Genomic DNA, 26,010 nt, shown 5'->3' with positions numbered 1-26,010 from the left:
TCATTATATTTTAGTAAACCAGCAGTACATGTCGCTTGTGACTGACATAGTCGCCCATACCATAGCAAGTAAATCGTCTAAAATACAACGCTAGCGTGCTGTGTTAATGCAAGCAAATGTTGCGCAAATATTTAATGGGCGGCCGCGCCAAGACAATAATAGCGCCATTTTCAAATACTTAAGAGAATATTTCCAAAGGTTTATTAAGACTCATTAGACTGGTAAAGCGTCGGATCAGAAACCCCAGCTTGGGCAAATCCTTGGCGACGTAGGACGCAGCTGTCGCAAATACCGCAAGCAAGACCATTGGCATCTGCCTGATAACAAGAGATCGTCTGTCCATAATCGACCCCGAGCGTTAAACCGAGCTCAATAGTTTTGGCTTTGGATAGATGCTGCAACGGCGTTTGAATCGATAAATGGTGACCAGTAACGCCAGCTTTGGTGGCGAGGTTTGCCATGTGTTCGAAGGCGGCGATATATTCTGGACGACAATCAGGGTAGCCTGAATAGTCGACCGAACTGACACCGATGACGATATGATTAGCATCAGTGACTTCAGCGACTGCTAAAGCATAAGATAAAAATATGGTATTACGCGCCGGCACATAGGTATTTGGAATGGCATTATTATCAACGTTATCGATATTATTGACATCACTGCCATCGCGATTGTTACTCGGGAATTTATCAGTATCGCCATCAGGGACAGTCATGCTGTGGTCGGTGAGTGATGAGCCACCAAGCTGGGCGATATCGATATCAATAATGCGATGGTTAACATTGGCAGTCTTTGCAATGGTTTTGGCAGCGATAAGCTCGCTATTGTGGCGTTGACCATAGTTAAAACTGACCGCCGTCACAGACGCATAGCGCGCCTTTGCCCAATACAAACACGTCACGGAATCAAGCCCGCCTGATAGCAGCACCACGGCATTTTGGCTTTTATGTAGTGCTGCTAAATCAGCATTATCTTTGGGACTGGGAGAGGAGGTCTGCGCAGTTATTTGAGTCATAGTATTGTCTATTGTTGGTTTAAGAAATTTGAAAAACTTGAGTTTTTGAGAAATGGCTATTTTAACTAAGGTGACATTATTGTATAACTTTGAAGATATGTTTAATTGCCCTTAAGTGGCGATAAAAATAGGCTCAAAAAGCCACTAATTTTGTGCGACTTTTCAATCTGTTAGCAAAATTTGTTATAATCGCTGCTTTTAAAGCCCACCTGCTGAAAAATATTGCTAATTGCTTTGTAGTAAAATTAACTTTGTAAAGATATTGAGTACCTTATGACCGTCGCGACCTTGTTTACGCCTAAAATCCCTTCTCAGTTTGATGAAGCCTCTTCGAAAACCAGTTCTACCGATACTGGCTGGGATAGTTATGCTGAAGATACTGATAGTATGGGGTATGACGACATTGCTGGCGCGGCTATAAGTAATAATACCGCTGAGCAAGCATCTTCTACGCAAATCTTACCGACTGAAACGGCGGAATTTCGTAAACTACAAAAAAAGCTACGCCGCCAAGTATCATGGGCGATTCGCGATTTCAATATGATTGAAGACGGCGATGTTGTTATGGTTTGCGTTTCAGGCGGTAAAGACAGCTATACGTTGCTCGATATTTTATTGCTGCTCAAGCGCATTGCCCCGATTAGCTTTGATATCGTTGCGGTAAATCTTGACCAAAAGCAGCCCGGTTATCCCGAAGATATTTTGCCCGCTTATTTGAATGAGCAAGGTATTGCCCATTATATTTTAGAAAAAGATACCTATAGTATCGTCAAAAGCGTGGTGCCAGAAGGTAAAACGTACTGCTCAGCCTGCTCACGCCTGCGTCGCGGTTCGCTATATGGTTTTGCCAAACAAATCGGCGCCACCAAAATCGCCCTTGGTCATCACCGCGATGATATGCTGGCGACGTTCTTTTTAAATTTATTCCACGGCGGCGCGCTGAAATCCATGCCGCCAAAACTGCTAAGCGATGATAAGCAAAACTTACTGATTCGTCCGCTTGCTTACGTTGAAGAAAAAGACATCATTGAATACGCACGTTTAAAAGAATTTCCGATTATTCCGTGTAATCTATGCGGCAGCCAAACCAATCTGCAACGCGCAATTATCAATGATATGCTACGCGAATGGGATAACGCCCATCCACAGCGTTTGGCGTCTATTTTTAAAGCGATGCAAAACGTCGCGCCGTCACAATTGGCCGATCGCGAGTTGTTTGACTTTGAAACTTTAAACATAGAGCGCGATGACAATGAGCGCTTATTTGAAGGCGATAATATCCAAGCAGGGCAGACCGACAGTTTGGCTGAGATTGGTTTACCAGTAGCGCCAAAAACTCAAGTTTTTAATCCGAAGTTTGCCAGTCATCACAACCACGACCACGACCATGATCAGCAGGCAGAAAGCACCGATAGCATGGCAAAAACTAGCCGTACCACGCAAAAAATCCCCACGATTAATCCGGTGATTTAAATCATATAGATAGCTATAGTCAAAATATCCTAAAAACGCGACGGTATTGCTGATATCAATTTTTTGTGGCCTCTGTCTGCGCAGGCACAGCAAGCAAGAAAAACTGATATCAACAGTGCGTGATATATCAATATTACTTTTCACTCGTTATATTTTTATAAAATTAACCCCCAAAAAAAACCAGCGCATTATTCACTAATGGCTGGTTTTTTTTGTATTTATTTAACCTTAACAATTAACTTTTGGCAAAAACGGGTAGAGGGTTAAAACTCACCTCAGGGCGTGGTAATTTTGCCACATCCTGCATGCGCCAATCATTCTTTCCATCATAACTGACTTGCAAATAATATTTGCCTTTTACGTCATCCAAATCGACTTGCGCCGTGTACTTGTTACCTTCTTGATGTTTGAGTACCGCATCGCGGTCTTTTTTAATGTCGGTGGCGTGCGAGATAGACAACTCTAAAGAGTCAGGATAGGTTAAAGGCTCACCGTTTAATAATTTACCAGACTGCAAGCTTTGCTCAGGATAATTGAGATAAAACACGACATCGCCATTATCGGCAAACTGCATCTTGCCATGTAAATCTAAATCATAGGTCAGCTTGTCGCGTGAGACGTCATGATATAGGGTTTTGCCATCCATATACCAATCGTCGCGTACCACGCTATCACGGATTTGATAAGAATAATAAACAAACCAAATGCAAGCGATTACTACAAAAGCTGGCATGCCAATGACAAAGATAACCACCATATAGTTTTTGTACCATGGTTGGCTGTCTTGATGCTTAAAGTTCGGTGCTGGACTAGACATAACATACCTATTAATCAGATATTCGTTTATAAAGTGCGGTTTGTCAGCTTATTATAAACGCTATCAAAAAATAAACCGACGGCTCAGAGCAGCCAGTTTAATGATAAATACTTCAGCTGCCAGTCAGTGATGATTAGCCTTTGACCAAGCACCACTAACGAGCGGATGAATAGATAAAAGCAACTACATACTCAATAATTACTGCCCTTGCGTGGTAAAGATATTTTGTTTACTCACATTATATTTACCATCTTCGCTGGCTACTGTTAAAGTAATCGGCGTTTGACCAAACTCAATCACCTCAGGGTCGCCATAAATACTGACTGGCATATCAAAGCTTTCGCCTGCTTCTAATGGCACATCGTTGAAGCGTACGCCTAAGCTCAACCCATCTTGTGGCTCAAGGCTTATTTTATAAGTGTGCGCACTTTGGGTTTTGTTGGTCAATTTAACGATATAGCTGTTTTCAATCATGCCTTGTTGGTTTACTGACGACAACTGATTACGGTCACGGCGAATATCAATCTCTAACGGTACGCGGTCTGTCAATGCATAAACCACACCGCCACAAAGTACCGCAAGCAAGGTTAAATAAGCAAAAAAGCGCGGGCGCAGTACACGGCTTGGCTCTTTTTCGACCAATTGACGCTCTGTGGTATAACGAATCAAGCCACGTGGGTAGCCAACTTTATCCATTACATCATTACAAGCATCGACACAGGCGGCACACTGAATACAGGCAACCTGCAACCCATCACGAATATCAATACCCGTCGGGCATACTTGCACGCACATCGTACAGTCAATACAATCGCCTAAATTCTCAGGATGGGTGCCTTTTTTACGGGCGCCGCGAGGTTCACCGCGCTCATAATCATAAGAAACAATCAAGGTATCTTTATCAAACATCACGCTTTGGAAGCGACCATAAGGACAGATTTGCACGCACATCTGCTCACGCATATAGCCTGCATTGACGTAAGTTGAAAAAGCGAAAATAAATATCGATACCCATATCCACGTTGACCAGTCAGGGAAGGGGATAACGCCCCCTAACATTTGCCAACTACCATATAGAGCTTCTGTCCCTGATACATAACTGACAAACGTCATCGCCGTAATCATCGAAAATACAAACCAAATAAAGTAGATTAAAAAACGCTTGAAGACTTTTTTAGCATTCATAGGTTCTTTATCAAACTTGATACGTTTATTGCGATCGCCGATGACTATTTTTTCAACGTATTGGAACATATGCGTCCAGATGGTTTGCGGACAGGCATAACCACACCAAACCCGCCCTGCATATACCGTCACCATAAATAGCGCAAAAGCCGCAATAAGCGCAAAGACGGCAAGAAAGTAAAAGTCTTGGGTCAGAAACGTCATACCAAAAATATAATAATGCTGCGACGGCACATCGAACCAGATAGCTTGCCTGCCGTTATACCTTATCCACGGTAAAATCAAAAATAATGCCAATAACGCATACATGCTAATCACGCGGATATTTTGGTAAAATCCAGTGATAAACCTAGGGTGAACGCGTTTTTTATTGGCGTTAAGATCCACCTCAACGACAGGAATTTTATTGGATGGTTGTGCTGACATAAACGTGCCTCTTTAAAAAAAGAATCAGTCTGCTGGCATGATGAACAAATACCTTGAATGGCTAGGTATATGGATGTGCGATGTTATCAATGTCAGTAAGTAGCAAGTCTCATACCAAAAAAAGTATCCAAACTTGCTACCAAATGAGCGATTGTAAATAAAGGATTAAAATATGCTTAAATAGATGATTCTATAGTGTTTCTACTCGATTGCTATTTTAGCAGTTTCCCTACTATAAATGGGGTGAGAATGCTAAAAAGCAATACTTATCTGCGACTTATTGATAGACAAAGTGCGTATCACTATTGAGCTTGATAAATATCAAAACCAGTGGTGATAGAGCATAAAAAGTATTAAATCTATCGGCAGTTTGATTTTGCGAGTTGCTCGTAGGCAGAGTTTATTAATAAAACATAAAGCTGATAAATAACTAAAAAGGGAGAACTGCAATCACAGTCCTCCCTTTGTCAAACACTACTTATTTACGATATACAACTGACTAAATGTGCTTAGTTTGCAACTGCCGTTTCAGGTGTGGCTGCTTTTGGTGCAGCGGCAGAAACAGGCTGCGCTTTAGCAGGCTGAGGCGTTCTGTCTGATAGAGAATAAACATACGCAGCAAGCAGCATAATACGCTCATTACCTAGTTTGGTTTCCCACTCTGGCATCACACCGGCACGGCCATAACGGATGGTATCACGGATACTTTCACGATCACCACCATACAACCAAATATTATCAGTCAAATCTGGTGCGCCAGTAGAAATCATACCTTTAGCATCATTACCATGACACAGCACACAGTTGGTAGGCTCATTGAATATCACTTCACCTTGAGCAACTTTAGCTTGGTCAAGCTCATAACCTTGCTGATTACCAGAGATAGATAGTACGTAATCAGACACTGCACGTATGCCATCTTCACCAATCTGATCACGCCAAGCTGTCATACCACCAACACGACCATTATGTAGCGTCGTTAGGATATGTGAAGCTTCACCACCATATAACCAATCGTTATCGGTGAGGTTTGGATAGCCCAAAGCACCTTTAGCATTAGAGCCGTGACAGACAGCACAATTCTGTAAGAACAAGCGACTACCAACCTTCAATGCATTCGGGTTTTCAGCCAGCTTTTCGACATAAGGTGCCAACTCGGCCACTTTCTCGTCGATTTGAGCCTGTAGCTCTGCTGGTGGCTTCTCACTACGACGCATGGTCGCTTGCATCTCAGACAGCGTTGCTAGCGTTTTAGTCGCACCGCTGGCATCTGCTTTAGCCAAAATGTTTTGTTCAAAGTTATCCGTGAATACTTTGTTATTGCTCTCAAGCTCGCTGAACAACTCATTCTTAGAAGACCATGGCACTGTTTCACCATCGACTTCTACCGTTGCGATGCCGTCCCAGTTTGCTGGTTGAATAGCTGGGAAAAATACCCAGTATGCGGCACCCCAAATGATTGAGCCAAAAAATATTACCAACCACCATTTAGGAAGCGGTTTATCGTATTCTTGAATACCGTCATAAGTATGACCAGTAGTACCGTCTTCTTCTACTTCTGGCTTGTACTTCAACACCATTAGTAAGACGCCGAGGATACCTGCCCAACACATGATACTGAGGATGGTAATCCAAGAACTCCAAAAAAATGTCATCGTTTATCCTTATTGCGCTGCTCTTCAGACAAAGATTCGATATCCTCGTCATCAAGCGCAAGTTGTGCATCTTCTTCGAAGCGTTTTTTGTTTTTTGGCGAATACGCCCACCATGCAACACCTACGAAGGCAACAAAGGCAGAAACGGTCGCAATTGTTTGTAATTCACCAATACCCATTAGCGCTGTCCTTCCATCGCGGTGCCTAACTGTTGTAGATAGGCAACAAGAGCATCAAGCTCAGTGGCACCAAGAACAGCATCGGGAGCTCCTTCGATATCTTCTTCAGTATAAGGAACACCGAAGCGATCGCGGAATAGACGCATTTTCGTTTGAACGTTTGACCCATTGACTTCGTTGGTGGCAAGCCATGGGAAACCTGGCATCACTGATTCAGGAACGAGTGATTGCGGGTCTATCAAATGCTGTTTTTGCCACTCTTCAGAGTAGCGCTGACCAACACGTGCCAGGTCAGGTCCAGTACGTTTTGAGCCCCATAAGAATGGGTGATCCCACGTTGACTCAGCAGCACGTGAGTAAGGTCCGTAACGTTCAACTTCAGCACGTAGAGGACGAATCATTTGGGTATGACAAACGTGACAGCCTTCACGAATATAGATGTCACGACCTTCGAACTCTAGTGCAGTCCATGGCTCCATAGAAGGAAGGGGAGCGTTCACCCCACCTTCTTCAGGACCCTTGTTATCATAAATAAGTGGTACGATTTCAACTAGCGTTGCAAAGCTAATAGCAATAACGATACCGATGACCAACAAGCCTGTATTTTTTTCGATAATTTCATGCGGTGTACCAGCCATGATCGCTCCTTATACGTTAGCTGTCGATGGTTTTTCGACACTAGGTTCATGATCCGTTGGATCAGCGACATCTACAGGCTTACCTTCTGGCATCTTGAGTGTTTTATAACAGTTGTAAGCCATCACAAACATACCCGACACATACAATAGGCCACCAAAAGCACGACCAATGTATGGGAAATGCGAGAATTCAACAGTATCAACGAAGCTATATACCAAAGTACCATCTGGGTTGGTCGCAAGCCACATCATGCCTTGACCGATACCTGAAATCCACATAGATACGATGTAGAAGATTGTCCCTGCAGTTGCCAGCCAAAAATGCGTAGTGATTAAGCTGATTGAGTACATTTTTGGTTTGTTATAAATACGTGGTAACAGTACATATAGCGAACCAATGGTAATCATACCTACCCAGCCAAGCGCACCTGAGTGTACGTGACCTACTGTCCAGTCAGTGTTATGCGATAAGGCGTTCACCGTCTTAATAGACATCATTGGGCCTTCGAACGTCGACATCGCATAGAATGACAATGCCACAATCATAAAGCGAATGATTGGATCGGTACGCAGCTTATCCCAACTGCCTGATAGCGTTAGTACACCGTTAATCATACCACCCCAAGATGGTGCGAATAGGATGATAGAGAAGACCATTGCTAAAGACTGCGTCCAATCTGGAAGCGCTGAATAATGCAAATGGTGACCACCAGCCCACATATATGAAGCAATCAATGCCCAAAAGTGAACGATAGACAAACGGTAAGAATAAATAGGACGACCAATCTGTACTGGAACGAAGTAATACATCATTCCAAGGAAAGCTGCCGTTAGATAAAAACCTACCGCGTTATGTCCGTACCACCACTGCACCATCGCATCAGTTGCACCGCCAAATAATGAGTAAGATTTAAACGCACTAACAGGGATGGCCATACTATTTACGATATGCAGTAGAGCAATCGTAATAATAAATGCGCCAAAGAACCAGTTAGCCACATAAATGTGTGAAGTTCTACGTTTGATGAGCGTACCGAAGAACACAATGGCATAAGAAATCCATACCAAAGCAATCAAGATATCGATTGGCCACTCAAGCTCAGCGTATTCCTTGGTCGATGTCAGACCTAAAGGAAGAGTAATCACCGCTGCGACGATAACCGCTTGCCAACCCCAAAAGGTAAACCAAGCTAAGTACGGTGCAAATAGGCGCGTTTTACAGGTACGCTGAACAATATAGTAAGACGTTGCGAACAGGGCACAGCCACCGAACGCAAAAATGACCGCGTTAGTATGTAGCGGTCTTAAACGACTGAATGTCAGCCATGGAATGTCAAAGTTTAGTGCTGGCCATGCTAACTGTGAAGCAATGAACACACCAATACTCATGCCGACGATGCCCCATATCACGGCCATTATCGTAAAGAATCTTACGACAGTGATTTCATACTCACGGTCAATTGGGGCGACTGCTGTGTTTTGTAAACTCATTGGATGATTCCTTTACAGCCCGAATTATCAACAGAATTAACTAACTCTCCGCAGCCTCTATATTATAAAAAATTATAAGCAGATTATGGTTGCGGTACATGTTGTTTTTGCCAAATCTTATTATCGAGACCTTATTTACTATTAAGTCAAACCTACACTAGTTATCAGCGGTTACTGCTGAGTAGAGGGCGGCGATATAAATGCACGGCGCTCACAGCTGGACGATAATAGGATGATTAATAAATAATAAACGGTTAAATTTGATAAGATAATGTGCCTTCCTTGAGCATCAAACATCTATTGAGGCTGAGTATGTATCTTAATTATTACTGCTAAAAAGCCAGTATGAACGAAGATAGATACTGATATTCAATCGGTGATAAAAAACTTATACACCATCAATGTATGCTAGCGGCGGCTGACAAAAACCATGTTTACGTAATGTTTAGTTAAAACTCCCGACTCTGTTTAAGGGTATTGTAACGCAAACCTAATCAAATATCATCAGAACTATGCGCCAAAATACAAACTCTTTGGTAAAATAGTTATGAACGATATAATCTTTCAGCGTTATACACCTATTTTATACCCAATTTCCCTACTATTCTAGGGGTGAAAAAAGATAGTGCTTTTTGGCGCAAAAAATACAATTAAGCGGTGGTTTTGTAACAATAGCAGCATTTGCGCTATAAATAAGTTTTACTTATCATCGAATCGCACCTTATAATGACGCCTTGTATTATCGCTAACCAAGTGCTTTATACTGATATTAACGAATATTTTGAACTTTTAAATAGTGGTTAGGCTTAGCCGTATGCTGGCACAAGCCTACCTTCATAAATAACCTCATAAGTAATAGGTATTAAGGATAATAATATGGCAGTTTTTTTGACAGACGAATGGTTTGAGCAAGTTGAGAAAATGGGTCAAGAAGCCGGTGAATTAAATTTACCACCAGCGCTTGCTAATATGGTGGTGAACTTAAAAGTTACCGATACGGAGCAAGATATCGAAGCAAGCTTTGCTGACGGCTTACTGCACCGCGGTTTGAATGATAAGGCAACCACAACCTTATTATTGGATCGTAGCCTGCTGCAATCTATCATTACCAACTTTGATACCAATGAAATCATGGGCGCTTTTATGGCCGGTAAAATTCGTGTCGAAGGTGATATGTCACAATTGATGGCAGTACAAACCGCGCGTCCAAGTGCTGAGCAAAAAGAGCTTTATAGTAATATCAAGTCAATGACTACCTTAGCTTAATGACTTGTTTTTCATTTTTGTATCAATAACGTTTAGCATAAAAAAAGCCCTTAATATGAATTAAGGGCTTTTTCGTCGGAGAATTTAACAGTAAAGTAACTTCTAAATTAACTGGCTTTTGATTGTTGCGCAGTTGTTTGTGGTTTTTGATTTTCTTTGTAAATCGCCGCTTGTAACCAGATATTCGCCTGTACATAATCATGCACTTCAATAGCAGCGGTGGCTTCGGTTTTAGGTGCGCCGATACGAATGACAAAAGGGTCTGCATCTTGTTCACGCAGTACCACCACATCAAATAAGATAATGGTCTGACCATTAAATAGTGTTTCTTGCTTACCAAGCACCTGACCTTGACACCATGCTTCATCTTCTTGCCCTATGGTATCGCCGAACAAATACGCGCACATATGACCGAGATTAATCTCGACGGGCGCCATTTGTTCTTTGGTTTGAGGCTGCCATGCTTTGATTTGCTCTTGTAAATCGTCAGGCATTTTTCCATCATTAGCGGCAACGATGTCGTTAAAGGCGCGATGGTAGCGAATGGCTTCTTGGTCTTCGACCATAATCACTTCGTCTTGTTCGCTCAGCTTAATCTCATGCGCCCACGCACTAAAGTTCACATAATAAGCGGTATCTTGCTGATATAAATGACGGTTAGCGGTATATAGCTGGTCGAAAGCATAAATAATGCTGCCATCAGCGGTGCGTAAGCGTAAGACGGTATCGTGAGTGTTGTCATTGACAATCATGCGCTCGATTTTGCACGTCAAACCATAAGGGCTATCGACACAAGGGTAAGCATTAATAAAGCATTCAGGCTTGCCGTCCTTCATCGCCAGCACTTGATTGATATGACAAGGCTGGTCTTCAGATAGCAGCAAGCAGCTGTCTTTGGCGCTGACATTGCTGTTGAGCCCTTTTGGCATAGCTGCTTTTTCAATCATCTTTTGCAGCCATTCTGGCACGTCTTGACTCATGTCATCGGTCAAAATGCGCCAATGATCGGCGTGACCAGCAGATTGCTCGTCAGTTAAGGTAATTTTGGTGGGAGATTGGATGTTTTTATATTGATAATTAATGGTCATGAATATACTCAAACTTAAGTCAGCCATGAAGTTTGGGTCTAAAACTGTGATTGCTGACCATTATCCAATATATGAGCGGATTGGTTTATGATAACCAGCAATGTCGTCAGTAAAGAGGCAACAAACAACAATGAGGGGTTAGTGACAATTGTCCTTAGCATACAATATATAGGTATAGACGCAACTAATAGCAAGCCCCTCGTCAAAAATAATATGAAAAGTTGAGTTTTTATTAAAAAATACCGGCAGTTTGCGCTAATGACTGGCACATATAAGTCAAATTGTGTCAAACTAGCTCCCTTTTGACAGCGGTATTTTGCTGCTCATAATCCCCTGTTTTTTGTTCGATTGATATGTTTTTGCGGCGACGGCCTTAGTGAGTGTCATGCTAAAAGACGGTTGCTGCATTGGATTTTATAACATAAATAAAGTCGCACGTAGATAAGATAAAGAGTTTGAATATGTTTCGTCCTTTAGCGTTATTTATCGGCTTACGGTACACCCGAGCAGAGCGTAGTAATGGTTTTATCTCCTTTATCTCGCTGATTTCAATGATTGGTCTGACGCTTGGCGTGGCGGTACTGATTACGGTGCTATCGGTCATGAATGGTTTTGATCGCGAGCTCAAAACGCGTATTTTGGGTATGGTGCCACAAGCGACGGTTATTTCAACCGAGATTATCGGTGATTGGAAAGAGGTGGCTGATAAGATTAAAGAAGATCCCGAAGTTGATGCCGTCGCACCCTTTATTCAGCTGCAAGGTATGCTGACCTCCAACGGTCAAGTGGCTGGGATTATGGTCACCGGCGTTGATCCAGAGTATGAGAAAAACGTTTCTATCATCAACGAGCACATGATAGAAGGCAGTATTGATACACTGCAAAACGGTGAATTCAGTATTGTTCTTGGTGAAGAGATGGTGCAGTCTTTGGGGCTGCGCTTAGGCGATAAAGTGACGTTGGTATTGCCAGAAGCGTCGCCATCACCAGCGGGTGTGATACCGCGCTTCAAGCGTTTTACGTTGACAGGTATTTTTACCATCAGTCCCGAGGTAGATAGCCTAATGGCGTTTATTCCGATGGGTGATGCGGCAAAATTACTGCGTCTACCAGAGGGCGCGCAGGGCATACGTATGAAGCTTGACGATATCTTTAACGCACCGATGGCGGCCCAAAAAGCAGCAGCTATTGCGCCTAACAAGCTTTATCCTAGCGATTGGACGCAAACGCACGGCAACTTATTTGGTGCCATCCAAATGGAAAAAGCCATGGTTGGCTTGCTGCTGTTTTTAATTATCCTTGTTGCCGCTTTCAATATCGTTTCAAGTTTGGTGATGCTAGTCACCGACAAAAAAGCAGACATTGCTATTTTAAAAACCTTTGGCGCTTCACCGCGTCTGATTACCCATGTGTTTATGGTACAGGGCATCGTTATTGGCTTTATTGGTACCATTGCGGGCACGATACTTGGTGTTATCTTTGCCCTGACCGTCAGTGATATTTTGGGCTTTATCAATCAAACCTTTGGCCTCAATTTGTTTGATGCTTACTTTGTAAATTATCTGCCATCGCAGCTGCGTTTGACCGATGTGGTGCTGATTACCAGTGCGTCATTTATACTGAGCTTCTTGGCGACCATTTATCCAGCGCGCCGAGCAGCGAAAATTCAGCCTGCGCAAACGCTGCGTTACGAGTAATCTACAGGCGTCAATCGTCAATGCCATGATAAAGAAAACAAAGGAAGTACCATGTCTGAAATTTTAAAAGCGACCAATATTAATAAAATTTATGATGAAGGGGCGGTGAGCACGCAAGTATTGACCGGTCTGGATTTGACCGTCAATGCCGGTGAGCGCATTGCGATTGTTGGTACCAGTGGTTCGGGGAAAAGTACCTTGCTGCATTTGCTTGGCGGACTTGATACCCCCAGTAGCGGGGAGGTTTGGCTACACGGGCAGCTATTAAATAGTATGAATGAGACCGAGCGCGGGGCGATGCGTAATAAACACTTGGGGTTTATTTATCAGTTTCACCATTTGTTAGCCGAATTTACCGCGGTTGAAAACGTTGCTATGCCGCTACTGATGCGCCCAAAAGTATCGACGACCGAGGCACGTCAACAAGCGATAGATATTTTAAAAAGTGTCGGTTTGGAGCATCGTTTGGCGCACAGACCCGGTGAGCTATCAGGCGGTGAGCGTCAACGTGTGGCGATTGCTCGCGCGCTTGTGACCAAACCATCACTTATTCTGGCCGATGAGCCGACTGGTAACTTAGATTATGACAACGCCCAAAGTGTGTTTGGGCTGTTATCCGAGCTACAAAGCACCATGCAAACGGCGCTATTGATGGTGACGCATGACCGTAGTTTGGCAGCCCTTGCTGACCGTCAGCTCCTACTCCGTAATGGGCATTGGGAAGATTACTAAAGGCGTCATTTTTAATACTTTTTTTCAATAAACTGTAGAACTGCTGTTACTGAGCAGCAGCATGATACGGTTAGCTTTTTTATAAAAGTTACTGACTATAAAAATTACTGACTATAAAAATTACTGATAAAAGCAACTCAAAAAACAGACTGTATCTAGCAAACTTAACGAATAGATAAAATCATAACTAAAATGCTAAATAAGGAATAATGAGATGGATAAAAATGATGACCCGATTGAAGCGTTTGGTAGCGCCGAAGAAGGTAACGAACCACTAAAGCCTTATATGGATCCGACGCTGTTTGACACCATTGATAGACAAGCACAAATAGACTTGCTGACGCCGGTTTTCGACTCAATTACCTTAGCGGGTGCAGATTACGATTTAAAGGCGCAAGATAGCGCCACGGGAAAACGTTATACGCTGCTAAAAGATGAGAAGGTGATAGATATCTTTGTGATGGATAATAATCTGGCTGATAATGTTAAAAACGCTATCGACAAGCATAAAGAGGAAGAAGGCGAGTTATAAGGTCGCTTATGAATTGGGTAATGATTTTATAAGATATTTCCAACTTTATAAAATGCTGCTATTTTTATAAGATGACTGACGCGGCAAAATTGATTATTAAGGATTCACGCTATTCATGCTTGCTGGTTTTTTCAGCAGAGTCTTTCTGACGTTTTTGCCAGCTGGTGACAGTTTTATAGCGCCAGATGGCTTTAAACGCCAGTCCGCAGACAATACTGCTGATGACCGCTAAAATTGTTAGCCCTAGACAAAAAGCGGCGATAGATACCGTGCCTTTATAAGTGATAAAAGGATTGGCGCCATCAGAGATAATCCATAAGGTAAAATCTGAAATCATGCGACCGATAATTCGCAAGCTAATCATCGGCACATCAAGGATTTTGGCACCGATATAGTAGCCAGCATAAAACACCGGCAGGGTCGTCAGCGGGTTAGTAATCCAAGTCAGACCAAGCGCCATCGGCACATTGGCACGAAAAATAAGCGCGCCGATTAAGGCCAGCAACATCTGTCCTGGCAACGGGAAAAATGCGCTGAGCACGCCTATATAAACCGCTTTATTTAAACTATGGCGATTAAAATGCCATAAACGCGGGTCGGCAAGTTGCGGCGCAAATAGTTTTAATGAGCGACTTTCTAAGATTTTTTCAGGGGTAGGGAGTAGGTCTTTTAGACGTTTGTTTGGCACAGAATCGCCTTTACATGTTATCTTCAGCCCGCTCAATCATATTGATGGGATGATATACAGTGATATTATTAATAAAAAATATAGCTATAAATGTTATCAGAAAAGCGGCTAGATAATGTTGAATAATCACTATTGCAATATTTCTGGTAAGTATAGGGTAATAGCCACATAAATGCCATCGCTTGACGGTTTGCGCACTTGGTGGTTGGTTCAATGTTTAGAACGGTCATTATCCATCATGCAAATTATATGCAATGGACGAGCTATCAAGCAAGCGAGGAGCGCTGGTGTACTGGTTAATTGGTAGCTTGATAATCATCGTTATGATGGGGGTTTTGGCCGTCTCGGATACTATTCCGCTGCCTATTGGCTCCTTATTACCAGACCTCAGCACATCTTCTATCTTGCCGTTATTATTAATGGCTTTGACCATTGTTCTGCTATTTATCAATCAGCGTTACATTGCGCTTGCACCTTCGATTGACGCTAAAAAAGGGGTTTCTAAAAATTCCTCTGCTCAAAATCTTGCTGTTCAAAATTCTGCTAAAACCCCATCTTCTACATCACCATTACTCTATAAATTTGCTCATTATTTATTAACGACAGTATTAGCGTTAGCGCTGATTACTGGTAGTGGGCTGCTCGCTTTGATAAATCAGCAACAGGCGCAAAGTAATGCCATCAAACAAACTGTGCGCGTGCAAGCGTTGGTGAGCATCGAAGGCATCAGTGACAGTGTCTATGATGACGCAAGTAATAGTGGCTATCGGCAGGTTGCTACCATTAGCCATATATCGCCTTTACTGTCCGAGATAACGTCGCAGGATTTGGACAAACTGAGCGTAAATTACAATGCCAATTATAAAGAGGTGACTGATAATAGCCTAAGCAATGAAGAAAATAACTTAAACGGAGATAATCTCGAATATTTCGAAAATAAACAATATCGTATACTGCTAAATGCTTATCCAAAAAAATCTTTCTCTAAAAAACCTTCTAAAAAAAGTACTGACAATAAATCGCAGACTATAGACTTAAATGATTTGCAGCCAGGTGATCAGTTATTGATGGCTTTGACGCTAGCGCCACTTGCTAACTCTGAGCAAGCGTTGAACAATCCAACGGGATTTGATAGTTATCGTTGGTTACGAGGGCGACATATCGATGGGGTTGCCACGATATTAGCGACCAGTACCTCAACTATTCCGTTTAATGACTCAGCAGCATTGTCTAAAGCGGACGATTCTTATCTATACCGTTTGCGTACCGCTATCGACCAAGGACGTTGGCAACTACGTCAGCATTTTTATCAAGATTGGGCAGGGCAAACTCCCGCAGAGCAGCAAGCAAAAGCAGTGACTTTAAGCTTACTGACCGGTGATCGCAGTTTAATCAATCGCGCTACCAAAGATTCATATCAGTTGGCAGGTATTTCTCATTTATTGGCCATCTCAGGAACGCATGTTTTATTTTTAGCGATTGTGTTAGCGGGATTGGCAGTCTTACTGTTGAATCGTTTTTACTCCTCTCTCTATCGTCATATCCCGCGCTGGCAATTGCGCTGGTGGGTTATGATGAGCGCGGCTTTTATTTATGCCTTGTTTACTGGGTTTGATGTCCCTGCTGCGCGTACCGCGTGGATGTTATTAGCTATAGGTTTGATACGCTTAACGCTACTGCCAATTAGTACCATGCGTACATTGTTGGCGCTGGCGATACTGATGGCATGGTTCGACCCGTATGTACTGTGGCAGGCTGGTTATTGGCTGTCCTTTATAGCGGTAGCGCTGCTATTAAAGTACGAAGATAGTTCAGTAGCATGGAGTCAAGCAGAGTCTGCAAGCTTAACGACCACGAACTCTAATGACAATAAAAATGCGAAGATAATTCAACGCTTATGGCTAGGGTTTAAAAGGTTGTTTAAGTTACAGTTCTGGCTATTTATTGCGCTATTACCCATAACCTTATTGTTATTCGGTAAGGCATCACTGTTAGGGCTTATCGTTAATCTCTTTGCCATCGGCTTATTTGGTTGGGTGATTGTACCGCTAAATTTACTGGCTGGGCTGTGCTATCTTATCTCGCCTGCGCTAGCTGATACTATTTGGGCACTGGTGATTGCTCTCGTCGCTCATTTACACAAGCTTATCACGTGGCTAACGGCGTTACCGATATTCTCAGGGGCATGGCTTTATACGCCAGTGAATATAGCAATTTTGCTGATGGTATTATTGGCGATGTTGCCGTGGCTATTAGCGCGTGGCCTTATCAGTCGTTGGCTCGCGCTAGCACCGTTAACGCTACTGGTTATGACGGTATACGCCAATCAGCAGTCGTTAACCATGACTCCGACTCTCTATATTCTGCCAACGGGCGACCAATATTTAAGCGCGGCGGTGCTACAATACCCTGTGCTAAATAATGAAGATAATAAGACAAACGTTAGCTGGTTAATTTTAGCCGATCATAGGCCTTATGATACTCGTACGATGCCAAGCACGCTAACCGCTGACAAGCTATCTGCGACATTAGAGCAACAACTACGCAGCTTATTTATCAAGCGTCTAGAAGGTATGGTAGTCCAAAGCAGTAGCGCGGCCTTGACGACATCTTTAGCGACATTAACAAATAACAACCGTAAGTCATTGCAGCCGACCATCTATAAGCCAAACGACTCTGAGCTGCTACCAATGACCGTCGCTGAGTTAAGTCAACGTCTCCCAACCGCTCAGTATTGGCAAGCCGGGCGTAGCGAGCGTTGGCCCGAGCTCCAGCGCGCTTATCAACTGACCAGTCAATCTGGTAAAAATAAAACTCAGGCAACCATCAGTGCCCAAGCTTGTGAGCAAGGTAAAACCTGGCAACTCGCCAATGGTGATTTAACGTTGCAAGCTATCACAGGTTGGAGCAAAATAAACGATGCCAGTGTCTGGGACTGTACGCTTGAACTTGACAGTCGATTACCTATTCAAATTGTCAGTTATAATGCTGCTGACCCGCTCAAATCATTAGCTACTAAAGTACAAACACTTCAGTCCGATAACAAAGAGCCACCTTCTCATACTAAAAATGCTCAATCACGTCTGATTTTAAATGTCGATACCCATCCGCGCGTGTGGCAAATGTGGTCGTTATTATGCGCGATTGAACCGAATACTAAAAATGACACTTTAAAAAACTCATTAAACAACACCTTAGGTAATGTCATAAACAGCACAACATGGCTTGGACATAGTGCCTCGCATATCTCTACTGAGGTAATAACTCAGCAACAAATCCATGAGATAATCACTTATGATAATAAGCCACTAGATGCCGCTCTAGCTTTTGAGGCCGATAGTAAGGATTAACCTTATAATCTGACTTATTGGTATTATCCTTATAAAATACCTCGCTCCTATAACCTATCGCCTTTATAATATCAAGCTATTTCACAGTTCTGCTATTGAACCATGAGAGAAATGCCACCATACTTAGTAGCTTATTCAACTTTATCAAAGCGCTATAAAAGCATTGATACAAGTAAAAATAGCTATCACGCTTTTGCTATATCAAGTTTTTAGTTCTCTCTTTTATCGTTTTACATTGTTTCTGACTTAGGAAGTTATATGCCCAACTGGCCACCAGACCCTAACAAACGTCCTGACAACTCGGCCAACCAGCCAACGCCGATGCAGCAGCAAAATCAGCCGAGCGGACAAGAGTGGCGACTGCTTGAAAATACGTTACTAGCCAGTGTGGTTGAGCAGCGCCGCGCCCGTCGCTGGAGTATTTTCTTTAAGCTATTGACCTTTGGTTATATTTTATTGATATTTTTGACCATTGGTCGCGGTTGTAGTACCAAAACACCGTCCGGGCTTGAAGGCGTTGATACCAGTAAGCCGCATTTGGCGGTGGTTGAAATCCAAGGAACGATTAGTAGTGGTGATGTCGCCAATGCTTACGATGTTAATGAGGCCTTAACTCGCGCTTTTGAAAACAGTAATGCCAAAGCCGTGGCGCTTGACATCAACTCGCCCGGCGGCTCACCCGTACAGTCTGATGAAATCTGGCAGACGATGATGGATTTGCGTCAAGAATATCCTGACAAAAAACTCTACGCGGTGATTGGTGATATGGGTGCTTCGGGCGCTTATTATATCGCTTCAGCTGCGGATGAGATTTATGTCAATCCATCAAGCTTAGTCGGTTCGATTGGCGTAATTATGCCAAGCTACAATATCGAAGGCTTAATGGATAAATTTGGCGTTAAAGACCGCACCATTACCGCAGGCGAGTATAAAGATATTTTAAGCTTGTCACGTCCGCTGACTGACTATGAAGAGCAGCACGTCGAAAAAGTGCTGGACAATACTCATAAGCACTTTATCAATGCAGTCAAAGAAGGTCGCGGCGATCGTCTAAAAAATCCTGAGGAAAATAAACTGTTTTCAGGGCTATTTTGGACCGGTGAGCAGTCGATTGAGCTTGGCTTAGCTGACAAAAAGGGCAGTATTTCGACTTTAGAGAAGAAGTTGAAGCTTGATAACGTCGTTAATTATACGCCAACCGACCCATTTAGCTTGTTTATGGATCGCTTTGCCGTTAAGTTAGGCGCCGGTCTTGGTTCAAGTATCAAGCTTGACGTGTTACCACAAGAAGAGAGTCAAGCGCAGATGCGCTAAGCGCTTTATATTTTAGATTTAATGTGTATGATTGTTAAGGCTGAGTATATGATTATGCTCAGCCTTAATTGTATATAAATTTCGATTATTATAATAAACAGCTATTTAAATTACTGAGAACTTGTCATGAGTGCCATTAATCCACAGACCTTTGCGTCACTACCCAAGTCTAAGATAACCCAAAAACCTGTCATTCATTTTGCCCATGCCAATGGTATGCCAAGCGCCGTTTATGCGCCGTTTTTTGCCCCGCTTGCTGAATTTTTTACCATTGAATATATCCCTATGCTGGGTAATACGCCCGATTATCCAGTAGATAACCATTGGCAAAGCCTGACCCAGCAGATTATTGATAGCGTTAAACGCACGTGTGAGCAGCATGGGGTGAGTCAGTTAGTAGGCGTTGGGCATTCGCTTGGTGCCATGTGTACTATGCAGGCGTTATACCGTGCGCCGGAGATATTTGCGCAAGCGGTGCTGATGGATCCACCGTGGATTTATGGCAAAGTAAGCCTGCTGTGGCATTTGGCAAAAAACGCCGATAGATTACCGCTGATGAATAATCGCTTGATGGATAAGCTCTCGCCAGCGGGCGTGTCTAAGCATCGCCGTGATGTCTGGGATAGCCGCGAAGACGCTTATGATAAGCTGCGTCATAAAGGCTTTTTTAAAGATTTCGATGAGCGTAGTTTTCAAGGCTATATCGAGCATGGTTTACATGAGCGTGCGGACGGCAAAGTAACCTTGGCTATCCCTAAAGCCAGCGAAGTTGAGGTGTTTCGCACCAACCCGTCATGGTATTGGCTGACCCCAAACCGTGCACCTAAACCGCCAGTGACGCTCATCATTGGTGAAGACAGTATCTTTCTCAAGCGCCGCTTCCCGCAGCAAATCAAATCACGCCTGAATATCGATTATGAAACCCACGCTGGCGGACATATGTTCCCGCTTGAGCACCCAGAGTCGGTGGCGCGTCAAGTGCTTGAGCTTATCAAAAAGCAATTGCCAAAATAAACGATGGTTGTGAATCCTAGAAGTTAGGATAAATGTAATGTGAGCAGCTAGCACACTTTTTTGAGTGACGATTTATGCTAAAAAAAGCGACCACCGCATCTATTAAGACCACAGCGTCTAAACCTACGCCGCTATTTTCACGCTTGGGTGCGTTGTTGTTAGTGATAGGCATGGTAGTGACTTTCTTTATCAGTCAATTAATCGGCGTCTATATCGCCGGAAAGCTTATATTGCCCGCTACTAAAAACGCTACTATGGGCGATATTTTCTTTTTCGGCAGTAATGATGGTACGGTGGTCAGTCTTTCTATCATTATCGGCTGTGTATTACTGGTGGCAGTCAGCGTTTTATTGATTCGGGTGAGGGGCGGCAATGTAAGGAAGTATCTGGCGCTACAGCCATTTTCATGGTCGGTTGGCATCGGTATGTTAGGGTTATTGCTGATATTTATGATTGGCAGTCAAGCGTTAACTTACCTGCTCAATGAATCACCGTTGGTCTTCGTCGACCCTTTATATCAGTCTGTCAGCTCAGTCTGGTTATTGATATTTGCCATGGTGATTGTCGCGCCGATTTATGAAGAGCTTATATTTCGTGGATTATTATGGTCGGCTATTGCTGAGCAGTTCTCAAACGTAGCCAACGCAGAGCATCGCGGCGCAATAGTTGCAAGTTTAGTGACCAGCGTGATATTTGCGGTAATTCACTTGCAATATGGTATTTATGAAATCGGCACCATTGTGGTATTGGCATTGATATTTTGCTACGCGCGTATCAAATCAGGCTCGCTACTATTACCGATGCTGCTACATATTGTTAATAATGGCGCCGCGATGGCGCAGTATTTAGCGGAAATTAGTTAAAGGTTTATATATAAACGTCAAATAGCTAATTGATGAATGTCTTTATCAACTAGCTATGCACCCATTAGCTGTTATTTTATGTTTATAGTGATTGATGACTAGGCATCTGGATTTAAGGCTAAGACTTCTTCAGCGGCTCGTTTAATATCGTCTATCGTTAGCTGCGGTTTACCGCTCAATGCCTGTCGCCACTTGCGCGCACCTGTTAAGCCTTGAAATAACCCTAAATAATGCCGCGTCATCGTTGGTAGTGCTTCACCTTTAGCGCTTTGTTTTTCTAGATAAGGGTACAATTGCGCTAAAATATCCGAGCGCTTAGTAATCGGCGCGCCCCATAAACTGTTGGCTTCTGCCAGTAGGTACGGATTGTGATAAAACGCTCGTCCAATCATCACCCCGTCGACATGCTGTAAATGCGTTTTAATATCGGCAACTGTTTCGATACCGCCGTTAATTTCTATATCAAGCGTTGGAAAGTCTTGTTTGAGACGGTAAACATCATCATAACGCAGTGGCGGTATTTCGCGATTTTGCTTCGGGCTCAAGCCTTGTAGCCACGCCGTACGGGCATGAACAATAAAGCGTGTACAACCTGCCGCAGCGACTTTTTCGACAAAATCTACCATAAACTCATAACTATCAAAATCATCAATCCCAATACGATGTTTAACGGTCACCGGAATATCGACCGCTGCCTGCATGTGCTTGACCAAATCAGCAACCGTCTGCGGCTCTGCCATGAGGCAAGCGCCAATTTTATTGTGCTGGACGCGATCAGAGGGGCAACCGACGTTGATATTGACCTCATCGTAGCCATGCTGCTGCGCAAATTGGGCACATTGGGTCATCTCGCTAGTATCGGCACCGCCAAGCTGTAGCACCAGTGGATGCTCAAGCGTATCAAAGCGCAAATGCCGCGCGCGATTGCCATGGAGCAGCGCACCGGTACTAATCATCTCGGTATAAAGATAAACATGCGGATTAAACAGCCGTGCAAAGTAGCGATAATCTGTCGTTGTCCAGTCGATCATTGGCGCAACAGAGAGTCGTTTGTTGGTCATATCAACCATTAGGGTAAAGCCTCGTTATTATGCATGCATATAGTAGGTCGTTTTAAAATCGTTATACCAGTCTCACGTCGATATTCATCAATTTGCCAATTTTATTGCGAACCGACCTTACTTTTACGTGCATTTTTAAATGTGTTTAAAAGGAGAATAGATAAAGCGCCATGAGTGTTATTTTCATGACGCTTTTTGATTATTCTATCTATATAAGTTAAATAATAGGAAAATCAATAACAAAGCAAAAATAGGGAAAAGCTCAGTAATTATTCTCTAAATCACTTCATCAATTTTTTTGAATTCAGGCAAATTATAAAAATAAATGCCCATGATAATGCCGATAAAGCCTACAAAGGCAATGTATAGCGCAGGCGAAAAGCTGATATATAAAGTGGCGTAACCAAGCCCAAAAGGCACCAACACTCCGACAATCCCATAAGCAACATTATAACAAAGTGCCATACCTGTCAGGCGCACGTTGGTGGGAAATAATTGTACCAAAATGGCCGGAACCATGCCCACAATACCCGCACAAAACCCTAACAGCGCATACATGATAAGAATGTAATCGCCACTTGCTTGTAGATGATAAAAGAATGCAAACATTTGTGCAATCAACAAGATAGAACCAATGGCCAATACTTTACCAAAGTTTTGATGGTTGGATATGATTCCGTAAAACACACAGCCGAGAATCATAAATACGATGCCTAAACTGTGTGAAAAGCCAAATAAATCATTATCCAAGGTAAAACGCAGCTCAATTAAATCGGGTAGGAGTAGAATGATAACGGTGGTGATACTGGCTATGATAAAGGTAAGTAGCAAGCCGATAAAGATAGAATGCTTACAATGCTTAAAGAGCAGGATAAAGGGTTTGGCAATATAATCACGCGGCTTTGCAGCTTTCATGGCGATAAAAAACGGCGATTCATTTATCCAGCGCCACGCCAAAAAAGGCACCACGCTTAGGATGGCCGCCATAAAAAATGGTACCCGCCAGCCATAAGCGGCCAGTTGCTCGGTGGTCATGGAGTTGGTTAGCCAAAGAAAAAAGGCGTTGGAAAATAGTACACCGACAAAAAAGCTTGCCGTTACATAACTACAGGCGACTGACAAATATTGGCGCGGCACATGCTCTGACACAAAAACCCAAGCCAGCGGTGCAAAAAGCCCAAACGCCATTCCTTGTATCAGGCGTAAAATAATGAATAAAGCAGGCGCAGCCATACCCCATTGCGCATACGTTGGCAAGCAGGCCATCGCCAGCAAGCTTGCAGCGGTCACCAAAATACTCATTAATAATATCGGTTTTCGTCCACTGATATCACCAAAGCGCCCAAAGATAACCCCGCCAAACGGACGTGCCAAATACCCAATCGCAAATAGCCCAAGCCCTTGTATTTTAGCCATCGCCGCACTGGTATTAGCAGGAAAAAAGGCGGCAGCGATGATATCAGCAAGATATAAGTAAATCAAAAAATCAAAGAACGCGACTGCGCTGCTAAAGCAGATAAAAAGCACAGCGTTTCTATCTTTAGAAGACATCAGAGCATATTGAGAACGAGAAGGCATAATAGATCACGCATCCACTTAAAGAGGGGTTGATTAGAATGGGTAAATAAAGCGTATGAAATAACAGTCGTGCGATAAAAGTATTGGCTATCTATAACAACCAATCAATCGGTAGCCATGACATGATGGCCAACCAAACATGATCACTAATATCGACGCGCGGCTCTGAATCGTAAACAACCTTTTCACCAGCTTCTACGGTATGCCATTGCAAGCTGCCATTTTCTAACAACTTAACTTCATAGGCTTGACCCAATAATTCATCGCTGAGCGCACTATGCAATTGTTTTGCCAGCTCCTCGTCATTGATAATGACGCCCATCTCGGTATTAATATTGGCGGAGCGCGGATCGACATTATATGAGCCAATAAATACTTGGTAGTCGTCAACGGCAAAAGTCTTGGCATGCAGGCTGGTAGACGATTGACTGCGCGCTTTCCAAAGCTTGTTTTCGCGTTTTTCTTCAGAAGCGGTTGATTTTAGCTCGTAGATTTTTACCCCAGCTCGCAATAAGCTTGGGCGCCATTGACTGTAGCCAGAATGCACCGCGGTCACATCAGTGGCGTCAAAGGAATTGGTTAAGATCTTAATATCAATACCAGCTTCTGCCAGCTCGACCAGTGTATTGACCCCGTCTTTGGTGGGGACAAAATAGGATGAGATAATCGTCAGGCGTTTGGTTGGACTGCCCAATAAAGTACGCAGCTGATGTACCAAATTGGTATTGGCTGGGACAGTCTTGGTCAATTTGCCGACGTCATCGCTTAAAAACTGCATGTCAGTCCAGCGAAAGGGCACGCGCTTATTGATTAAGTCACTATCAATAGAGGAATCTTCGATAGCCGTTTTATAGACGTCTAAGCTGCTCTTACTGTTGTTTTTTTCATCAGCTCTGAGTTTGTCCAAACCTTCCAAAAAATCCGTGGTTTCACCTTTATCAAGGGTGGCAAGGGTTTGGATATCAAATGAAATTGGCGCTGACCAATAACTGGCAAAGCTATTGTCAATGTCAGCGACTACTTTACCGATGAGCAAAACGTCTAAATCGGCAAATTGGCTGTTTTTGTCATTGCTTAGGTATTCATCACCAATATTACGCCCACCAATAATAGTGATTTGCTTATCAAAGGTCATGCTTTTATTGTGCATGCGCCGATTAATGCGCGGTAGACCTGTTACGAAGTTTAAGGTTTGAAATTTGCGGTACATCAATGGGTTGATAATACGTACGGCGATATTCGGGTGGCTGGCAAAACGTAATAAATGCTGATCAAATTTGGCGCTATTATTAAAATCATCCAACAACAAACGAACGATGACGCCGCGCTCGGCCGCGTCCCATAAGTCCTTTAGCATCAGCTGTCCGGCTTGGTCATCGTGCCAAATATAATATTGGGCGTCGATATTACGCGTGGCCATGCTGGTCAAAATACTGCGTGAAGCAAAAGCGTTGGCACCTGTCACAATCGGATGATAACCCGATAAATCAGGGTGAATCTCGTTCTGTTCACTGATAGCGGCGACTAAGTCAGTGCTATCCGTTTTTGTATTGGTAGTTTGGCTGTTTTGTTGGCCGTCTTTCTGATTGCTATTTTGCTCGCGACCCTCTTGTTGATATAAAGCGTCGATACGCGCGGATAAAGCTTGGCTTTCAGGCAAATGCGGCTGCTTTGGTAAAGTTTGGCAGCCACTAAGACTTAAGGTGAGTCCCAGTGTTAGACTCAGCGCTAAGTTGCTTGGTTCTATACTAAACATCGACATAAATGAGATACCTTAATGAGCCTGAATGTAATGATATACTGGTGAATAATGGACTTAACTTTGCTTGCTGTTTTTACCGATGATAGCACTGATTATGAAGCGGATCATAATATCGCTCAAAGCAATATTCAAAGCGCGGCTAAGCTTAGCAGCTGTTGTCATCTGTGCCTATTATAAATACGTTA

The 26,010-nt window shown here is 43.2% G+C and carries 21 protein-coding genes; 9 read left to right on the top strand and 12 right to left on the bottom strand.

The annotated features are described in order from the left end of the window. Positions 1-203: 203 nt before the first annotated feature. On the bottom strand, positions 204-1,016 hold the full coding sequence (gene queC, locus B3R91_RS07285; RefSeq protein ID WP_286797004.1) for a 7-cyano-7-deazaguanine synthase QueC: 813 nt from the start codon (positions 1,014-1,016) through the stop codon (positions 204-206). A gap of 273 nt (positions 1,017-1,289) precedes the next feature. Between queC and ttcA the strand changes: the two genes are divergently transcribed. Further along, on the top strand, positions 1,290-2,489 hold the full coding sequence (gene ttcA / locus B3R91_RS07280; RefSeq protein ID WP_286797003.1) for a tRNA 2-thiocytidine(32) synthetase TtcA: 1,200 nt from the start codon (positions 1,290-1,292) through the stop codon (positions 2,487-2,489). Positions 2,490-2,724: 235 nt separating this feature from the next. Here ttcA and B3R91_RS07275 read toward each other — a convergent pair whose 3' ends face one another. The 6 genes from B3R91_RS07275 to ccoN form a co-directional block, all read right to left on the bottom strand. Further along, on the bottom strand, positions 2,725-3,306 hold the full coding sequence (locus B3R91_RS07275) for a FixH family protein (RefSeq protein ID WP_191690606.1): 582 nt from the start codon (positions 3,304-3,306) through the stop codon (positions 2,725-2,727). Positions 3,307-3,504: 198 nt separating this feature from the next. Continuing rightward, entirely contained in the window at positions 3,505-4,917 is a 1,413-nt protein-coding gene (gene ccoG / locus B3R91_RS07270; RefSeq protein ID WP_201588893.1) for a cytochrome c oxidase accessory protein CcoG, read from the bottom strand. A 509-nt stretch (positions 4,918-5,426) separates the two neighbouring features. After that, the gene (gene ccoP / locus B3R91_RS07265) at positions 5,427-6,572 is read right to left on the bottom strand and encodes a cytochrome-c oxidase, cbb3-type subunit III (RefSeq protein WP_286797002.1); all 1,146 of its coding nucleotides are present in this window, start codon (positions 6,570-6,572) and stop codon (positions 5,427-5,429) included. Continuing rightward, entirely contained in the window at positions 6,569-6,751 is a 183-nt protein-coding gene (locus B3R91_RS07260; RefSeq protein ID WP_183618778.1) for a cbb3-type cytochrome oxidase subunit 3, read from the bottom strand. The genes ccoP and B3R91_RS07260 overlap by 4 nt, the downstream gene beginning before the upstream one ends. After that, positions 6,751-7,389, bottom strand: a complete 639-nt coding sequence (gene ccoO / locus B3R91_RS07255; RefSeq protein WP_286797001.1) for a cytochrome-c oxidase, cbb3-type subunit II — start codon at positions 7,387-7,389, stop codon at positions 6,751-6,753. Before ccoO ends, B3R91_RS07260 begins: the two co-directional genes overlap by 1 nt. A gap of 9 nt (positions 7,390-7,398) precedes the next feature. After that, positions 7,399-8,880, bottom strand: coding sequence for a cytochrome-c oxidase, cbb3-type subunit I (ccoN, locus tag B3R91_RS07250; RefSeq protein WP_286797000.1), 1,482 nt, complete (start codon positions 8,878-8,880; stop codon positions 7,399-7,401). 876 nt (positions 8,881-9,756) lie between these two features. Here ccoN and B3R91_RS07245 point away from each other — a divergent pair. Next, positions 9,757-10,146, top strand: coding sequence for an SCP2 sterol-binding domain-containing protein (locus B3R91_RS07245; protein ID WP_068408139.1), 390 nt, complete (start codon positions 9,757-9,759; stop codon positions 10,144-10,146). Between the two features lie 107 nt (positions 10,147-10,253). Here B3R91_RS07245 and B3R91_RS07240 read toward each other — a convergent pair whose 3' ends face one another. Beyond that, positions 10,254-11,234, bottom strand: coding sequence for a hypothetical protein (locus tag B3R91_RS07240; RefSeq protein ID WP_286796999.1), 981 nt, complete (start codon positions 11,232-11,234; stop codon positions 10,254-10,256). Positions 11,235-11,695: 461 nt separating this feature from the next. On the opposite strand from B3R91_RS07240, the gene B3R91_RS07235 reads away from it, so the two are divergent. The 3 genes from B3R91_RS07235 to B3R91_RS07225 all read left to right on the top strand — a co-directional run bounded on the left by B3R91_RS07235 (position 11,696) and on the right by B3R91_RS07225 (position 14,195). Next, entirely contained in the window at positions 11,696-12,931 is a 1,236-nt protein-coding gene (locus tag B3R91_RS07235) for a lipoprotein-releasing ABC transporter permease subunit (RefSeq protein ID WP_286796998.1), read from the top strand. Positions 12,932-12,982: 51 nt separating this feature from the next. Beyond that, positions 12,983-13,663 carry a lipoprotein-releasing ABC transporter ATP-binding protein LolD gene (gene lolD / locus B3R91_RS07230; RefSeq protein WP_068408142.1) on the top strand — a complete coding sequence of 227 codons (681 nt, stop codon included), beginning with the start codon at positions 12,983-12,985 and terminating at the stop codon, positions 13,661-13,663. A gap of 214 nt (positions 13,664-13,877) precedes the next feature. Beyond that, entirely contained in the window at positions 13,878-14,195 is a 318-nt protein-coding gene (locus B3R91_RS07225) for a hypothetical protein (protein WP_198327921.1), read from the top strand. Positions 14,196-14,304: 109 nt separating this feature from the next. Here the strand turns inward: B3R91_RS07225 and B3R91_RS07220 are convergent, their stop codons facing one another. After that, complete coding sequence (locus tag B3R91_RS07220; protein WP_223808538.1) at positions 14,305-14,883, bottom strand: DUF2062 domain-containing protein; 579 nt, start codon at positions 14,881-14,883, stop codon at positions 14,305-14,307. A gap of 287 nt (positions 14,884-15,170) precedes the next feature. Between B3R91_RS07220 and B3R91_RS07215 the strand changes: the two genes are divergently transcribed. From B3R91_RS07215 to B3R91_RS07200, 4 genes are all read left to right on the top strand, one after another. Then, positions 15,171-18,233 (top strand): ComEC/Rec2 family competence protein, encoded by a 3,063-nt coding sequence (locus tag B3R91_RS07215; RefSeq protein WP_286796997.1) that lies wholly within the window; start codon positions 15,171-15,173, stop codon positions 18,231-18,233. A 258-nt stretch (positions 18,234-18,491) separates the two neighbouring features. Continuing rightward, positions 18,492-19,547 (top strand): signal peptide peptidase SppA, encoded by a 1,056-nt coding sequence (gene sppA / locus B3R91_RS07210; protein WP_144297121.1) that lies wholly within the window; start codon positions 18,492-18,494, stop codon positions 19,545-19,547. A gap of 126 nt (positions 19,548-19,673) precedes the next feature. Further along, positions 19,674-20,561, top strand: a complete 888-nt coding sequence (locus B3R91_RS07205; protein WP_286796996.1) for an alpha/beta fold hydrolase — start codon at positions 19,674-19,676, stop codon at positions 20,559-20,561. 74 nt (positions 20,562-20,635) lie between these two features. Then, positions 20,636-21,424: a CPBP family intramembrane glutamic endopeptidase gene (locus B3R91_RS07200; protein ID WP_286796995.1), complete on the top strand. Its 789-nt coding sequence runs from the start codon at positions 20,636-20,638 to the stop codon at positions 21,422-21,424. A gap of 98 nt (positions 21,425-21,522) precedes the next feature. On the opposite strand, the gene dusA is transcribed toward B3R91_RS07200, so the two are convergent. The 3 genes from dusA to B3R91_RS07185 form a co-directional block, all read right to left on the bottom strand. Further along, positions 21,523-22,494: a tRNA dihydrouridine(20/20a) synthase DusA gene (gene dusA / locus B3R91_RS07195; RefSeq protein ID WP_286796994.1), complete on the bottom strand. Its 972-nt coding sequence runs from the start codon at positions 22,492-22,494 to the stop codon at positions 21,523-21,525. 267 nt (positions 22,495-22,761) lie between these two features. After that, a complete protein-coding gene (locus B3R91_RS07190) occupies positions 22,762-24,063 on the bottom strand; it encodes an MFS transporter (protein WP_286796993.1) in 1,302 nt (433 codons plus the stop codon). A 91-nt stretch (positions 24,064-24,154) separates the two neighbouring features. Then, entirely contained in the window at positions 24,155-25,825 is a 1,671-nt protein-coding gene (locus B3R91_RS07185; protein WP_286796992.1) for a phospholipase D family protein, read from the bottom strand. Positions 25,826-26,010: the final 185 nt, after the last annotated feature.

Source organism: Psychrobacter sp. UBA6291, from assembly GCF_002439405.1.
Classification (GTDB): domain Bacteria; phylum Pseudomonadota; class Gammaproteobacteria; order Pseudomonadales; family Moraxellaceae; genus Psychrobacter; species Psychrobacter faecalis.
Note: the sequence above shows the minus strand (reverse complement) of the source record. Positions and strands in the feature narration are given on the sequence as shown.